The sequence below is a fragment of the Dawidia cretensis genome (assembly GCF_018598175.1).
Classification (GTDB): domain Bacteria; phylum Bacteroidota; class Bacteroidia; order Cytophagales; family Cyclobacteriaceae; genus Ohtaekwangia; species Ohtaekwangia cretensis.
Genome location: NZ_JAHESE010000001.1, coordinates 148,208 through 163,419 on the forward strand (window position 1 = coordinate 148,208; position 15,212 = coordinate 163,419).

Genomic DNA, 15,212 nt, shown 5'->3' on the forward strand with positions numbered 1-15,212 from the left:
ACAATCGCCTCGCTCCCCGGGTTGTGACTACCCCTTTTCCAAAGATAAAGATATTCCGGTTGAGAACGGAAGGAATGCCGTGGCATTCCTTCGCTGAAAACTAGTGTGAAAAACGGTATTCCTGGATGGTGTCGATAAAACACCGCACATTGTCCACCGTCGTGTCCGGATACAGGCCGTGGCCCAGGTTAGCGATGTGCTTATGCGGGCCAAACGCTTCCAGCATTTTAATGGTCTCGCGTTTTACATCTTGCGTAGAGCCGTACAGCGCACACGGGTCCAGGTTGCCTTGCAGCACTTTGGTGGGCATCAGTGCCCGGGACTCTGCCACATCCATGTTCCAGTCCAGGCCCACTACATGGCAGTTCAGCTTATTCATTTGGACACGGGCAAAAAATGCCCCCTTGGCAAAAACCGTCTTCGGCACATCGGTGATGGCATCGCAGATGCGGGTGATATAGGGCAGTGAAAATTCTTCGTATTGCACGGGGCTGAGAATACCCGCCCAGGAGTCAAAGATCTGGATCAAGTCAGCCCCAGCTTTCACTTGTGCCTGCAGGTATTTGATGGTAGTTTCGGTAATCATGTCCAACAGCTTGTGGGCAAAGGTGGGGTCGGCATACAGGACTTTTTTGGCGGCACTGAATGTTTTGCTGCCGCGGCCTTCGATCATGTACGAAAAGATGGTCCAGGGTGCGCCCGCAAAACCGATCAGTGGCACGCGGCCGTTCAGCTCGCGTTTGGTGAGCGCAATGGCATCCAACACGTATTGCAGCTCGCCGGCTTCTGCTACGTGTACCGTTGCCAGGTCGGCCGGCGACGTAATCTTGTTCGGAAACACAGGCCCTTTGTTTTCTTCCATCTCATACGACAGACCCATGGCTTCGGGCACCACCAGGATGTCGGAAAAAATGATGGCCGCGTCGACCTTCAGAATGTCTACGGGTTGAATGGTGACTTCGGTGGCGAGCTCCGGTGATTTTACTAGGGCTTTGAAATCTTTTACAGAAGCCCGCACCTGGCGGTATTCCGGCAGGATGCGTCCGGCCTGGCGCATAAGCCACACCGGTGTGCGTTCGGTCTTCAAGCCATTGGCTGCACGCAGCAGGAGATCGTTCTGAAGTGACATGTTGGCGGAGTAAATTACCGCCGCAAAAGTAGAAGTATTTTTGGTTTTTACTTGCGGTTGGCCAGGTATACGCCCGCAATGATGGTAATCATGCCGGCCAGGTGTCCCCACGAAAGTTTTTCGTGATCGAGCACGCCCCACAGTACGGCCACCAGAGGAATAGCGTACGTCACGGAGCTGGCAAACAACGGCGTGCTTACCTTCACCAGTTTGTTAAATAAAAACATCGCTACGGCAGTGCTCATCAACCCGAGCAGCACGACAAATCCAAATGCCTGCCAGGCTCCTGGTTGCGTCGTCAGCTTGGGCAAAAAATCCGTAAACCCCAGCAGGTATATGATCGCCACCGGCCCCACTAACAACAGTGCCACGCTGGTGATCGTCAGGGCGCTCAGGTCTGTTATTTTAAATTTGATCAGGTTGAGATTCGAACCATAGCAGAAGCAGGCCGCTACAATCAGTAACGCATACAGGTTCACACCACCGATGGTACCCCCGGCGCGTGACATGCTTAACAACACCGCGCCGCCAAATCCCAGCACGATGCCGGCAATGGCCGTGGCGCTAAAGCGCTGGTTAAAAAGAATGGCGCCAATAATCATGGTAAAGATAGGTGTCAACGTGTTGAGTACACCCGCGACGGAGCTTTCCATGTGCGTCTGTGCCGTGGCAAAGAGAAAGGAGGGTATAAAAACGCCGAGCATGCCCGAGGCGAAGAGCTTACCGTAGTGACTACTGCTCTTTAATTCTTTCAGCCGGGTAAGTGCCAGTGGCAGCAGGAATAAGGAGGCGGCCACCACGCGTAGTGCGCCCACTTCGTCGGGTGAGAAAACTTTCAGACCTTGTTTGATCAGAATAAAGGATGTACCCCAGATGAGCGTTAACGTGATAAAGATCAGTAGGGCCGTGCGGCGATTAGAATCAGGCATAATGAAAGGTAGAAAGTAAGAATACGGTTTTGCTTCGCGAAAGGTTCGTCAAGTGGAAAGGAAATAAAACCTGTCTCTTGCTTTTGTTATACCTCGACCGACGCATAGGTATCGGCGACCTCGTCCAGAATTGCCATCACGTCGGCTTCGGTAGGTGCCTCCACCAGACGCATTCTAAACGGTTTAAAATCGGGAATGCTTTTAAAATAGTTGGTATAGTGGCGACGCATTTCAAATACGCCCAAACGGTCGCCTTTCCAGCGAATGGAGAATTCGAAGTGTTTTTTGGTGGCCTGTACGCGCTCCGCCATGGTGGGCGGCGGGGCCATCTGGCCGGTGCGCAGATATTCTTTGATCTCGCGGAAGATCCATGGGTAGCCAATGGCGGCCCGGCCGATCATCACGCCATCCACACCGTACCGATTTTTATACTCCAGTGCCTTTTCGGGCGAGTCGATGTCGCCGTTGCCAAAGATGGGAATATGGATGCGCGGGTTTTCTTTGATCTTGCCGATGAGTGTCCAGTCGGCTTCGCCTTTGTACATCTGCACGCGTGTGCGGCCGTGTACACTCAGGGCCTGGATGCCAATGTCTTGCAGACGCTCGGCTACTTCCAGAATGTTTTTGGTCGACTCGTCCCAGCCCAGCCGCGTTTTTACCGTTACCGGCAGCGACGTGCACTTAACGATCTCGGCGGTCATCCTGACCATCTTGGGAATGTCTTGCAGGAGGGCCGCGCCGGCACCGCGGCAGGCAACCGCTTTTACAGGGCAGCCGTAGTTAATATCGATGAGGTCAGGACGTGCGGCAGCGGCAATTTCGGCGGATTGCACCATGTTGCCAATGTCGCCGCCAAACAGCTGAATGCCGATGGGCCGCTCGTATTCAAAAATATCCAGTTTCTGCCGGCTTTTGGCGGCATCGCGAATCAGGCCCTCCGACGAAATAAATTCCGTGTACATGAGGTCCGCCCCATTTTCCTTACATACCGCCCGAAACGGCGGATCGCTCACATCCTCCATGGGTGCAAGCAACAAAGGAAACTCTCCCAGCTCTATTTGACCGATTTTCGCCATATTAGCCCGCAAATTTAACTATAAATCATGGAGCCGGAAATAGCCAGACGTCAATCCTCACCGTTAACCACCATCCTCCTCGTGTTGGTTTCCGTATTTCTGGGTTTTCAGATCGTCGGACCGCTGATCGGCTTTTTTGTGGCCATGCCATTTTATCCCGGCAGCTTTCTGGAAATGACCCAAGCTCTGCAAAACCCGGTCGGACACCCAGAAATGAAAGTGCCACTGTTTATTATGCAGGGCTGTGCTACGTTTTTTGGGCTCATTGTTATTCCCGTCATATTGATCCGCATTTTACGAAGCCGACAGTACGCTGCCGGGCTCTTCAACGGCGCGATCTTTCCGCAAACTGCGTTGATCACGATTGCTTTAGTCTTTGTTTTCACCGGTGTGAATTCCATTTTCATCGAATGGAACCAGAACATTAGCTTTCCCGGAAGCTTTGGAGAGACGCTCAAGGCGCTGGAAGACAAGCTGCGCGAGCAGACGGAATTCTTAACAAAGTTTGACTCCGTCTGGCAACTGATATTGGCGGTAGTCGTGGTGTCCATTCTGCCCGGGATTGGTGAGGAACTGGTGTTCCGCGGTATCATCCAACGGGAGTTCTACCGGGCCACGCGCAATATTCACGTCTCTGTATGGATTTCCGCTGCGATCTTTAGCGCCATACACATGCAGTTTTTTGGGTTTATACCCCGCATGCTGCTGGGCGCGCTGTTTGGCTATCTCTATTACTGGTCAGGCAGCCTGACCATGTCTATGCTCGCCCATTTGTTCAACAACGGCATGATGGTCGTGGCGTTGTATTTTTATCAGCAAGGCGCCCTGGATATCGACGTCGAAAGTACCGAAGCGGCCCCCTGGCACATCGTTGCAATCAGCACCGCCGCGACGGGCATGCTCGGCTTTTTATTTTGGAAGTTCTACCGCGAGCGGGGCCTGGGGCAGGCACGTCCGGAAGATGATCCTGCCACCTCGCTCTAAAGTTCCCAGGAATTTGCACTTTTGCAATCGATCTAACCACACCGCTGCGTGACCATATCCAAGTATAGTAACCTTACACAACGAATCATCACTGGCTTGCTGGGCTCTGGCGGTATTATCGCCGCCGTATGGTATAGCGAGTGGACCTACTTTGCCGTGTTTTTCATCATCTGTCTTTTCTCGCTGCTGGAGTTCTACAAGCTTGCCGGTCTCGACGGACTCGCCCCGCAAAAAACCTTTGGCACCTTGTGCGGCATTCTCATTTTTGTGCTGTCGTTCTTTATTGAAAAGAATCTCCTCTCTCCGCGATACTACTTTCTCATCTTTCCGCTCATCTCGTGTGTATACATGATCAAGCTTTACAAGAAGTTTGAGCGCAAGCCTTTCACGAATATCGCCTTTACTTTTCTCGGTATTTTTTACGTGGCCGTACCGTTCACTCTCCTCAACATCGCGGTGTTGCAAGACAACGGGTATAATTTTGAGATCATCCTAGGTTGCCTGTTCATCTTGTGGGCAAGCGACACCGGTGCTTACTTTGCCGGGACGTTCTTTGGTAAGCGTAAATTGTTCGAGCGCATCTCGCCTAAAAAGTCGTGGGAAGGTTTCTTTGGCGGCGCGGCTCTCGCCATGGTCTTTGCCTTCATCATGTCGCAGTATCTGCACACACTTACTTTTACGCAGTGGATGGTCGTCGGTGTCATCATTGTTATAGGAGGTACCTTTGGTGACCTGGTCGAGTCGCTGCTGAAACGCAGCATCGAGATCAAGGACTCGGGCAGTACTTTGCCGGGGCACGGCGGCTTCCTCGACCGCTTCGATGGCTTGCTGATCTCCGCTCCTTTTATTGTGGCTTACCTCGAGGTATTTTGAAAGCGCTAATAGAAGTACATTACCTTCCGTCGGTTGCTTACTTCGCAGCGCTCGCACATGCGAAGAGTATCGTACTCGAACGACACGAACATTATGTTAAACAAACCTACCGGAACCGTTGTCATGTTAACACGTCGCAAGGAGTGGCGACATTGATCGTACCCGTTACTACCAAACACAACAAAACACTTATTACCGACATACGGATAGACTACAGTCAGAAGTGGGTCAACAATCATTGGCGAACCATCCAGTCGGCTTATGGCAAGGCGCCTTTTTTTGAGCATTATGCAGATGATCTTGAAAAGGTACTTTACAGCAAACAAGAATTTTTATATGATCTGAACGTTCGTTTTCTGTCATTGTGTCTGAAATGGCTTAAATGGGGAATTCCTGTCACGGAAAGTCTGTCGTATGAAACAACGACCCAATTCGACACAACTGACTTACGTTCACAGATTAGCAGCAAGAAACAGGATAATTTGTCCAACTTTTTTCGTCCGAGTTCCTATACGCAAGTATTTGGCAATGCGTTTGTAGAGAACATGAGTCTTGTCGACCTAATCTTTTGTGAAGGGCCCGAAGCAGGTAGACGTGTTCAGGCTTCCGCAATGCGGAAATGAACAAATCTGATTTCCCCGGTGTTTCTTACACAGTATTAATTCTTCACAATCCGAATGGTGTTGAACTCGCAAAAAACTTTACATTTACACTAATCATCATTGACTTTCTCTCTATGGAGGCTAAATTTTCCAACCGCGTTAAAGAAGTGATTTCACTGAGCCGGGAAGAAGCATTGCGTTTAGGGCATGACTACATAGGTACTGAACATCTTATTCTGGGTATGATCCGCGAAGGCGAAGGCGTAGCGGTAGGCGTACTGAAGAAGCTGGGTGTACCGATGGATGAGCTCCGAAACGAGATTGAAAAAATTTCCAAAGGCACAGCAACGCACCAGATCAAAAACCTGGCAAACATCCCCCTCACAAAGGCGTCAGAAAAAGTGCTCAAGATCACGTACCTCGAAGCTAAAATCTTCAAGGCTCAACTGATCGGTACCGAGCATCTCCTGCTGTCGATCCTGCGTGACCATGATAACCTGGGGACCCAGATCTTAAATAAGTTTGACGTAAACTACGAGACTGTAAAAGAAATGCTGGAGTACCAAAACGAAGGTCCGATGGCTTCACAAGACACGGACGATCCGGATGACGATTCATCCAAAATCTTTGGCGGTGGCAGCCAAGGCGCCGCTGGCAAAGAGAAAAAAGGAACCGAGAAATCTCGCACGCCTGTACTCGACAACTTCGGCCGTGACCTCACCCGTCTGGCAGAAGATAACAAACTCGATCCTATCGTAGGCCGCGAGAAAGAGATCGAGCGTGTGGCACAGATCCTCTCGCGTCGAAAGAAAAACAATCCGATCCTGATCGGTGAGCCCGGCGTGGGTAAGACGGCGATTGCCGAAGGCCTCGCGCTGCGCATCATCCAGAAGAAGGTATCACGTGTGCTGTTTGGCAAACGTGTTGTAACCCTCGACCTGGCATCGCTGGTGGCTGGTACCAAATACCGCGGCCAGTTTGAAGAACGTATGAAAGCCGTCATGAACGAGCTGGAGAAATCACCCGACGTGATCCTCTTCATTGACGAGCTGCACACCATTGTGGGTGCTGGTGGCGCATCTGGTTCGCTGGATGCTTCCAACATGTTTAAACCCGCCCTGGCCCGTGGTGAGATCCAATGCATTGGCGCAACAACCCTGGACGAGTACCGTCAGTACATCGAAAAGGATGGAGCCCTGGCGCGCCGCTTCCAGATGGTTATGGTCGACTCTACTTCGATAGAGGAAACCATCCAGATCCTCGATAACATCAAGGAGAAATACGAAGAACATCACCACGTAATCTATACCAAAGAGGCGATCGATGCCTGCGTAAAACTTTCCGACCGCTACATCAGCGACCGGTACCTGCCGGACAAAGCGATCGACGTACTCGACGAAGCCGGTGCCCGTGTGCACATCAACAACATTCACGTGCCGGAAGACATCGTGAAGTTTGAAGAGGCTATCGAAGATGTTAAGAAAGAAAAGAACCGCGTCGTAAAAAGCCAGAAGTACGAAGAAGCCGCCCAATTGCGCGACCGCGAGAAGAAGCTGATCGAACAGCTCGATATCGCCAAAGCAAAGTGGGAAGAGAAGACCCGTACTGAAAAATATACGGTAAACGAAGACAACGTGGCCGACGTGATTGCCATGATGACCGGCATTCCCACGAAGCGTATCGCTCAGAAAGAAAGCAACAAGTTGCTGAACATGGGCGAAGAGCTGGCTGGCAAAGTGATCGGTCAGGAAGAGGCTATCCGGAAGCTCGTAAAAGCCATTCAACGCACACGCGTAGGCTTGAAAGATCCGAAGAAGCCGATTGGCTCTTTTATCTTCCTGGGTCCTACCGGTGTTGGTAAAACCGAGCTTGCCAAAGTGCTGGCAACATACCTCTTCGATAAGGACGACGCCCTGGTGCGGATCGACATGAGTGAGTATATGGAGAAATTCTCTGTATCACGCCTTGTGGGCGCCCCTCCCGGCTACGTAGGCTACGAAGAAGGTGGCCAGCTGACGGAGAAAGTACGCCGCAAGCCTTACTCTGTCATATTGCTGGACGAGATCGAAAAAGCTCACCCGGATGTATTCAACATCCTGCTGCAAGTACTCGACGATGGTATCCTGACCGATGGTCTGGGCCGTCGTGTAGACTTCCGCAATACCATCATCATCATGACCTCCAACATCGGTGTGCGTGACCTGAAGGATTTCGGAACCGGCATCGGCTTCTCGACTGCTGCCAAACGTGAAAGCGAAGAGGAGCACATGAAGTTGACGATTGCCAACGCGTTGAAACGTGCTTTCAGCCCTGAGTTCCTCAACCGTCTGGACGACGTGATTGTGTTCAACACGCTGCAACGCGAGCACATCCACAAGATCATCGACCTTACGCTGGCGAAGCTGTTCAACCGCATCACCCAGCTGGGTTATAACGTTGAGCTGAGCGATAAAGCCAAGGACTTCCTGGCGGAGAAAGGCTACGACCAACAATTCGGCGCCCGTCCCCTGAACCGAGCGATCCAGAAATACCTGGAAGACCCGGTAGCCGAGGAAATCCTCAAAGGCGAAGTCGAAGAAGGTGGTACGATCATGGCCGATTACGATGGCAAAGGCGATCTGCTTACCATCAAAGTGAAGAAGACAAAATCTTCCTCTTCGAAAGAGAAAAAAGAAAAAGAAGAATAAGCAAAAGAAAAGGGGCGTCGAGCCCCTTTCTTTTTATAGTTCTACAAAGGGCAGTTCGTGGAGGACTACCCTTTTTTATTAAGCCGAGTTACGGGCGGCGTTGATGATGCCGAACATGCAGCGTAGTACCAGTTTCCGTAGGTGTTTTTCAAACGGTTTGTCACGATCTTCGAGGTCGCGCAGGTTCTGCAATGCGTATTGCTGAACCGTTATCAACGGAAGGACAATACGCTCGCGTAGTTTTACCGAGTCGCGGTTTACGGGTGTGTTCTCCATCAGCTCCGTCAGGCCTGACACTTCCAGGATCATTTCGCGCGAGAGCTTATACTCGTTGTGCATTTTCTTCCAAAATTCACCAAAGTCTTTGTCCTTCGCCAGGTAGGCCGTGGCTGGGTAATAAGATTTGGTAAGTGACATCATGCTGTTGCTTAACAGCGTGCGGAAGAACAACGATTCTTTAAAAAGGATCTTCAATTCGCGCAGTTTGCCTTGCGACTTGAGTTCGCGTATAGCGGCACCGACACCGTAGAATCCCGGGATGTTCTGTTTCATCTGCGCCCACGAGCTTACAAATGGAATGGCGCGCAGGTCTTCAAACTTCAAGCTACCGGAGTTACGCTTCACGGGGCGCGAACCAATATTGGTATCGCCAAAGTATACCAGCGGCGTGATCTTCTCCAGGTATGGCACAAACTTGGGGTGCTGTTTCAGCTCCCGGTAGGCCTGGTGACCTTCGTCTGCGAGCGAGTCGAGCAATGCTTTCTCTTTCTCTTGCAGCGGATCCAGTGTTTGGAAGACCGAATTCTCTATACCGGCCGACAGCAGTTGTTCCAGGTTGTATCGGCACGAAACCGCTTTGCCAAAGTTCGAGCTGATGGTCTGTCCTTGTATGGTAATCTGTACTTCTTTGTCTTCAATAGTATCGCCCAAAGAAGCATAGAAGTCGTGGGTATTGCCACCACCGCGTGCCGGGGGACCGCCACGTCCGTCGAAGAACACCGCGATAAATCCTTCCTCACGTGCAATGCGGGTCAGGTTTTCTTTTGCTTTGAAGATAGACCAGTTGGCGCGTAAGTAGCCACCGTCTTTCGTACCGTCGGAGAAGCCGAGCATGATGGTCTGCTTCTTGCCGCGGCGCTCCAGGTGCTCGCGGTATTCCGGTATACTGTACAACGTCTTCATGACGGACTCGCAGTTGGCCAGGTCTTCGATCGTCTCGAAGAGCGGCACAATGTCCAGCGTTAATTCTTCTTCTTTGCCGAGTATTAGCTTCGCCAGCTGATAGACGCGGATAACGTCCAGTGCTGATTGACAGTTGCTGATTACATAGCGGTGGCATCCTTCTACACCGTTCTGCTCTTGTATTTGGCCGATCACGCTAATGCTTTCGATCAGTTCGGTTACAAAGTCATCGTCGAATTTGAGTGACGCCGGTTTGAAGTTGAGCGAGAGGATCGTATCGATCTTCTCACGCTCGCTCAGCTTATCAAAGTTCTTGAGCTTCTTATTCTTCGACTGCAGCTTGGCCAGACAGGCTTCCCACACCTGGGCGTGTTTGCGGCTGTCCTGACGGATGTCCATGCTGGCAAAGTAAAAACCGAAGATCTTTACTTTCAGAATAAAGGAGTCGAGCAGTTCCAGGAACAGGCCGCGATGATCGTTGATCAATACCTCGCGTGCTTCAAACAGATCGTTCAACAGCTCGTCGGGGTGATGATAGATCTCGCCATAGCCGTTGCCATAGGCAATGGGGTATACTTTACTTTCAGCACGGGCAATGATATGGTCTACACCTTTGAAGGTGAGACGGCGTTTCAGCCAACGCAGGTCGCGGTGGTAACACTTCAAGAGCGTTTCTTGCAAGTGCTGCGCAACCTGAATGGTCGTTTCGTGTGTAACAAACGGGTTGCCATCGCGGTCGCCACCGGGCCAGAAGCCGATCTTGATCAGGTCGAAGTTATTCCACTCTTCCAGCTTTACACTCAGACCCGTCATTATCTTATGGACGATGCCGGGGATTACCGGATAGAATACATTTTCCAGGAACCAGGACAAGCTGGCGGCCTCGTCGAACGGCGTAGGCTTTTCTTTATTAATAAAGGCGGTCTTGCCCAGTTGCCGCAGCAACAGGTTGATGTCTTCCAAACGGTTCTCGCGAATGGCGAGCTCCAGGTCGTTGATGATGGCCAGTACACTGCCGGGATAGAACTGGGTAGGGTGCGCTGTCAGCACCACACGCACGCTGAAGTCTTCCAGCTTTTGGCGCAACGCCTCCTCGACACCTTCTGACTGCGCCCGCAACATCAAGGCTGAGAGCGTACCCTTGCCATGCAGGTCGTTTATCTCGTCAAAGGCGGCATCTTCGATCGAGTCGAACAATACCACCTGACGCTCTACGTATTGAATCAGGTTGAACAGCAGGTTGAACTGCTCTTCGCGCGAGGCCTGAGGTGTAAAGTCTGCAAAGAACTTCTTAATGATTGAAAGGGGGTCCTTGCCCTTTTCGAATCCAGTTTCACAGGCTTGTTGCAACAGGGGGAGCAGTGTACCGGTCCGGTAAATGCCCGTGTAGGGAAGGTTAAGGAAAAGACTGTTGTACATGTGGTACCGTGTAGAAACAGTCTTATTGAACTCACTTGCCATTAGCTAGTTTTTGAACGCCAACAAAGTTATCAAATACTGCCGTGAGGGGGCTAGAGGGTCAATATATTGCAGATTTTCTTTCCGAAAACGTTTACGGAATAAGAAAGGGGGCAGAAAGCGAGGCACTCCTCCACTTCCTGCGCACCCTATTGGGTGGTTGCGGTTTAATGGTTTAATCGACCACTTCGCCTTTTATGGTCAACACTACCTCGCTTTGCTCCGTATTGGCAATGATGGTGACGGTCTTGTTAAAAACACCTTTGTTGGCGGCATTGTAGGTGGCCTTCACAAAACCTTCTCCGTTTACCGGAATCGGGTCTTTGGAGTACTCCGCTACGGTGCAACCGCAAGAGGCTTTTACGGAGGTGATTACCAACGGCTCGCTTCCGGTATTGGTAAATGTAAAGGTGTGGTTGACCGGCTTGTTGACTTTGATCTTACCAAAGTTGAAGGTGGTGGCTACCCAGTTAAATGCAGGTGTTCCGAAAAAGTCGGTTACGCCTGTTACGTGCGCGGCACGGGTTTGGGTCAAAGCTGCCAGCGCGAAAAAAGCGCCGACCAGGATAAAAGCAGTTTTTCTCATACGTTGTAATGCGGTTTAAAAGTTTGTAAAAGTATTGCTGTTCGAACGATACAAAACTGCGCATACCGTTCGCGAAACGGTGTTAAACGATGCCTAAAAAATGTTAATGACTTGTTAATCTAACAGCACCGGGGGAAACAATATCGTACCTTTCTGAACCGTGAGAAACTCGACCATACGCCTTATCGTCATTCTGGCCACGCTTTCGATCGTGGGCATTACGATCACGCAGATCTATTGGGTGCGCCGTGCCTTCAACCTGAAGGAAGCCGAGTTTGAGCGCTCGGTAACAACTGCCCTCTATAATGTCGCCCAGCAGGTATACGATATCAACAACACACCCGCGCCGGCGATCAACCCGGTGAAGCAACTCTCTTCCAACTATTTTGTCGTATCGGTCAACAATCAACTGGATGCACGTCTGCTGGAGTTCCTGCTACGCACGGAATTTGAGCGACGCAATATCATTATCGACTTTGAATATGGCGTCTATGATTGTTTGAGCGAATGTATGCTCTATGGAAATTATATACCGCTCAAGACTGCCAAGAGTAAAATTACTGACCGCAATTTACCCGAGTGGGCCAACCACGGCTATTATTTCGGTGTGCAATTTCCTAACCGCGGCGCCCACCTGCTAAACCAAATGGGCATCTGGTCATTCTCCACCGCGGTGCTCCTGGTTGTGCTTATTTTCTTTAGCTATACTATTTTCATTATCCTCAAGCAAAAGCGGCTGTCAGAGATCCAGAAGGATTTTATCAATAATATGACGCACGAGTTTAAGACACCGATCTCTACTATCGCGCTATCGACTCAAGTCTTAAAAGATCCTGGCATTGTACATCAGCCCGAGCGACTGCTGAACTATGCCTCGATCATCGAAAAAGAAAATCTGCGGCTCAAGCAACAAGTCGAGCGCGTGCTGCAAGTGGCCCGCCTGGACAAGGGCGACATCGCCCTACAGAAAGAAACGGTAAACGTGCACCAGATCATCGGTGACGCCATCCACAATGCGTCGATGACCCTGCGCGAAAAGCAGGGCGCTGTCAGCACGGCGTTTCACGCCACCATTCATGAGCTACAGGCCGACCGCTTACACATTACGAACGTGCTGACCAACCTGCTGGACAATGCCATCAAGTATTGCCGCGATATACCGCTGATTACTGTTTCGACCACCGACTATAACAAGGGTGTGTTGATCGAAGTCCAGGACAATGGTATCGGCATTGGGCATGAGAATCACAAGCGTGTATTTCAGAAATTTTACCGTGTTCCTACCGGCAATGTACACGACGTAAAGGGCTTTGGCTTAGGGTTAAGCTATGTGAAGACGATCGTTGAAGCCCATGATGGATATGTAACCCTGCACAGCGAGCTCGACAAGGGCAGTGTATTCCGGGTGTTTATCCCTGCTTAACCGAACGCCACCAAACCGTACTGCATGATAGCCGAAAAGAAAATACTGCTTGTGGAAGACGATCCCAGTTTGGGCTTTGTCATCAAAGACAACCTGACAATGCGGGGGTATACTGTTACGCTGTGCACGGATGGTGAAGCCGGCGAGCGGTCCTTCCTGACAGGCAATTTTAATCTCTGCATTTTCGATGTCATGCTACCGAAGAAGGACGGCTTTGCGCTTGCCCGTACCGTGCGCGAAAGCGACAAGGAAATCCCCATTCTCTTCCTCACGGCCAAGTCGATGACCTTAGACAAGCTGACCGGCTTTCAAACCGGCGCCGACGATTATATCACCAAACCCTTCAACCTCGAAGAGTTACTGTATCGCATGGAGGTATTCCTGCGCCGCACCAGCGAGCCTATGCCTGCCCCCGAGCGTACGTTCTCCCTGGGCCGGTATCATTTTGATTACACGACCTATACGCTACGGCTACACGATACTGAAAAAACCCTGACACAGAAAGAGGCTGAAGTGTTACAGTTGCTGTATCAGCATCGCACGCGCGTGTTAAAACGCGAGGAGATTTTAAAACATGTGTGGGGAGACGACGACTACTTTATGGGCCGCAGTATGGATGTGTTCATTTCCAAGCTACGCAAATACCTGAAAGAAGATCCCAGTGTTCGGATCGTAAACTATCATGGCGTGGGCTTTCGGTTGGAGTTTGAGCAATAGTCCAGGGTGTTAGCCCTGATTCCACTCGTATACTTTGTCGGCAATGCCGATCAGTAACTCAGGATCTTTTTCCAGCGCATTACCGATCACGACCATATCCGCGCCAGCTTCCAATGCCCGCAGGGCTTTCTGACTGGTGTTGATCCCACCGCCCACAATTAAGGGTATTTGTATTGCTTTGCGCACGGCGGCGATCATCTTGACGCTAATCTCTTTTTCGGCACCACTGCCTGCATCCATATACATGGCTTGCAAGCCCAGCATTTCACCCGCCATGGCCGTGCAGGCCGCAAGTGAATACTTGTCGTCGGGAATGGGCATGGTGTTACTGATATAGGCAGCCGAAGTAATGCGGCCGCTGTTGACCAGCATATACCCTGTCGGGATCACTTCCAGTTTTGTATTGCGAATGATGGGCGCTGCGACCACGTGCTGGCCGATGAGCAGCTCGGGATTGCGACCGGAGATAAGTGACAAAAACAATAATGCATCTGCGGTGGGCTCAATTTGCATTGAGTTGCCTGGAAAGAGTACAACGGGGATTTTTACAAGGTCTTTGATCTGCCGCACGATCTGTGCCAGGTTACTGGTCGTGACCAGGCTGCCACCGACAAAAAAATAGTCGACGCAGTTTTCGCTGGCCAGGTTGATCAATTGCGTAAGCCGCGCGGGGTCTTCTATTTTGTCAGGGTCGACCAGCACGGCGATGGATTTTTTCCCACGCTGCCGGCGCTCGTGCAGGGACGTGAGAACGCTCATTCTTTTGTTTCCTTCTTATCTTCTGTAGAAGAATGTAAATACTCGGCGAGCTTTTCTTTTGCAAGGCCCAGCAGAAAGACGGTAGCCTGGCTTGCCAGGGCTGTACCGATCTGCGTCACGATGCCGGGCACCGCGGACTCGTAGCTCACTTCTTCGATGGGCTCGTGCCCATTGGATTGGATCACGCGTACCGGCTTGGCGTGCACGACCTTGCGGCGTCTGCTCTTGCTTTTACCACCGCCCGCCAGCTGCCGTACCAACAAGTAGGAGAGAGCCAATGTGCCGCCTATGACGAGCGTATTGATCACCACCTTGCTAGTGCGTTCGGAGATGAGTTTTACCTCCTCCTCCAACTGCGCACGATGTTTGGCTGATTTCTTGAGCAGCTCGCTCTTCATGTCATTCGATTCCAGCAGTTCCATACGCTACTTTTTCTTTTGCTTCAAGTTTTCTGATAATCGTTTTTCCAGGGTATCACGAACAGTATCCCGGCCCAGGATCAGGGCCAGGGCCAGTATAAAATAAAATCCCGCTACCATGGCAAAGCCGCCAAAGTTGCCGAGAGACTCGCCGATCTTATAGGCTACAGCCATACTGATCAGCAGGACAAAAAGCGTGACAATAAAACCGATGATAATAAACAGGGCCATCTTGGCAATGGCTTTTGCCAGGTCTTCTTTCACCTCCAGTTTCATCAGCTCGATACGCGTCTCTACATAGCCGGTGACGTTACTAATGAGGTTATCCAGTTTCAACATCTTCAAAATCGATTCCTTCAGCACACTGTATCCAGTTTACCGCAATATA

The 15,212-nt window shown here is 50.9% G+C and carries 14 protein-coding genes; 6 read left to right on the forward strand and 8 right to left on the reverse strand.

Annotation, left to right across the window (positions count from 1 at the left end):
* Positions 1-100: 100 nt before the first annotated feature.
* The 3 genes from hemE to dusB all read right to left on the reverse strand — a co-directional run bounded on the left by hemE (position 101) and on the right by dusB (position 3,134).
* Entirely contained in the window at positions 101-1,129 is a 1,029-nt protein-coding gene (gene hemE, locus KK062_RS00615; protein WP_254082292.1) for a uroporphyrinogen decarboxylase, read from the reverse strand.
* A gap of 47 nt (positions 1,130-1,176) precedes the next feature.
* Positions 1,177-2,058: a DMT family transporter gene (locus KK062_RS00620; RefSeq protein WP_254082293.1), complete on the reverse strand. Its 882-nt coding sequence runs from the start codon at positions 2,056-2,058 to the stop codon at positions 1,177-1,179.
* Between the two features lie 86 nt (positions 2,059-2,144).
* Positions 2,145-3,134 carry a tRNA dihydrouridine synthase DusB gene (gene dusB / locus KK062_RS00625; protein ID WP_254082294.1) on the reverse strand — a complete coding sequence of 330 codons (990 nt, stop codon included), beginning with the start codon at positions 3,132-3,134 and terminating at the stop codon, positions 2,145-2,147.
* A gap of 27 nt (positions 3,135-3,161) precedes the next feature.
* Between dusB and KK062_RS00630 the strand changes: the two genes are divergently transcribed.
* The 4 genes from KK062_RS00630 (at position 3,162) to KK062_RS00645 (ending at position 8,280) form a co-directional block, all read left to right on the forward strand.
* The gene (locus KK062_RS00630; RefSeq protein WP_254082295.1) at positions 3,162-4,118 is read left to right on the forward strand and encodes a CPBP family intramembrane glutamic endopeptidase; all 957 of its coding nucleotides are present in this window, start codon (positions 3,162-3,164) and stop codon (positions 4,116-4,118) included.
* 54 nt (positions 4,119-4,172) lie between these two features.
* Positions 4,173-4,991, forward strand: a complete 819-nt coding sequence (locus tag KK062_RS00635; protein WP_254082876.1) for a phosphatidate cytidylyltransferase — start codon at positions 4,173-4,175, stop codon at positions 4,989-4,991.
* Positions 4,988-5,614 carry a WbqC family protein gene (locus KK062_RS00640; protein WP_254082296.1) on the forward strand — a complete coding sequence of 209 codons (627 nt, stop codon included), beginning with the start codon at positions 4,988-4,990 and terminating at the stop codon, positions 5,612-5,614. The genes KK062_RS00635 and KK062_RS00640 overlap by 4 nt, the downstream gene beginning before the upstream one ends.
* A gap of 113 nt (positions 5,615-5,727) precedes the next feature.
* Positions 5,728-8,280: an ATP-dependent Clp protease ATP-binding subunit gene (locus tag KK062_RS00645; RefSeq protein WP_254082297.1), complete on the forward strand. Its 2,553-nt coding sequence runs from the start codon at positions 5,728-5,730 to the stop codon at positions 8,278-8,280.
* A gap of 78 nt (positions 8,281-8,358) precedes the next feature.
* On the opposite strand, the gene KK062_RS00650 is transcribed toward KK062_RS00645, so the two are convergent.
* Together KK062_RS00650 and KK062_RS00655 are read right to left on the reverse strand one after the other, a co-directional pair.
* Positions 8,359-10,923 (reverse strand): phosphoenolpyruvate carboxylase, encoded by a 2,565-nt coding sequence (locus tag KK062_RS00650; protein WP_254082298.1) that lies wholly within the window; start codon positions 10,921-10,923, stop codon positions 8,359-8,361.
* Between the two features lie 172 nt (positions 10,924-11,095).
* The gene (locus KK062_RS00655; RefSeq protein ID WP_254082299.1) at positions 11,096-11,506 is read right to left on the reverse strand and encodes a DUF1573 domain-containing protein; all 411 of its coding nucleotides are present in this window, start codon (positions 11,504-11,506) and stop codon (positions 11,096-11,098) included.
* A gap of 160 nt (positions 11,507-11,666) precedes the next feature.
* Between KK062_RS00655 and KK062_RS30880 the strand changes: the two genes are divergently transcribed.
* Both KK062_RS30880 and KK062_RS00665 read left to right on the forward strand, forming a co-directional pair.
* A complete protein-coding gene (locus tag KK062_RS30880; RefSeq protein WP_254082300.1) occupies positions 11,667-12,929 on the forward strand; it encodes a sensor histidine kinase in 1,263 nt (420 codons plus the stop codon).
* Between the two features lie 24 nt (positions 12,930-12,953).
* The gene (locus KK062_RS00665; RefSeq protein ID WP_254082301.1) at positions 12,954-13,646 is read left to right on the forward strand and encodes a response regulator transcription factor; all 693 of its coding nucleotides are present in this window, start codon (positions 12,954-12,956) and stop codon (positions 13,644-13,646) included.
* 9 nt (positions 13,647-13,655) lie between these two features.
* Here KK062_RS00665 and KK062_RS00670 read toward each other — a convergent pair whose 3' ends face one another.
* Genes KK062_RS00670 through KK062_RS00680 form a run of 3 tightly spaced genes read right to left on the reverse strand, consistent with a single transcriptional unit; the run spans position 13,656 to position 15,187 of the window.
* Positions 13,656-14,405, reverse strand: coding sequence for a phosphoglycerol geranylgeranyltransferase (locus KK062_RS00670; protein ID WP_254082302.1), 750 nt, complete (start codon positions 14,403-14,405; stop codon positions 13,656-13,658).
* Positions 14,402-14,827, reverse strand: coding sequence for a hypothetical protein (locus tag KK062_RS00675; protein WP_254082303.1), 426 nt, complete (start codon positions 14,825-14,827; stop codon positions 14,402-14,404). The genes KK062_RS00670 and KK062_RS00675 overlap by 4 nt, the downstream gene beginning before the upstream one ends.
* Positions 14,828-14,830: 3 nt before the next feature.
* Positions 14,831-15,187 (reverse strand): phage holin family protein, encoded by a 357-nt coding sequence (locus KK062_RS00680; RefSeq protein WP_254082304.1) that lies wholly within the window; start codon positions 15,185-15,187, stop codon positions 14,831-14,833.
* Positions 15,188-15,212: the final 25 nt, after the last annotated feature.

Bases quoted from the DNA above. Each gene is read 5' to 3' on its own strand.
- KK062_RS00665 (WP_254082301.1), top strand. From the start codon at position 12,954: ATGATAGCCGAAAAGAAAATACTGCTTGTGGAAGACGATCCCAGTTTG.
- hemE (WP_254082292.1), bottom strand. From the start codon at position 1,129: ATGTCACTTCAGAACGATCTCCTGCTGCGTGCAGCCAATGGCTTGAAG.
- KK062_RS00645 (WP_254082297.1), top strand. From the start codon at position 5,728: ATGGAGGCTAAATTTTCCAACCGCGTTAAAGAAGTGATTTCACTGAGC.
- KK062_RS00650 (WP_254082298.1), bottom strand. From the start codon at position 10,923: ATGGCAAGTGAGTTCAATAAGACTGTTTCTACACGGTACCACATGTAC.
- KK062_RS00620 (WP_254082293.1), bottom strand. From the start codon at position 2,058: ATGCCTGATTCTAATCGCCGCACGGCCCTACTGATCTTTATCACGTTA.
- dusB (WP_254082294.1), bottom strand. From the start codon at position 3,134: ATGGCGAAAATCGGTCAAATAGAGCTGGGAGAGTTTCCTTTGTTGCTT.
- KK062_RS00655 (WP_254082299.1), bottom strand. From the start codon at position 11,506: ATGAGAAAAACTGCTTTTATCCTGGTCGGCGCTTTTTTCGCGCTGGCA.
- KK062_RS00670 (WP_254082302.1), bottom strand. From the start codon at position 14,405: ATGAGCGTTCTCACGTCCCTGCACGAGCGCCGGCAGCGTGGGAAAAAA.
- KK062_RS00630 (WP_254082295.1), top strand. From the start codon at position 3,162: ATGGAGCCGGAAATAGCCAGACGTCAATCCTCACCGTTAACCACCATC.
- KK062_RS00675 (WP_254082303.1), bottom strand. From the start codon at position 14,827: ATGGAACTGCTGGAATCGAATGACATGAAGAGCGAGCTGCTCAAGAAA.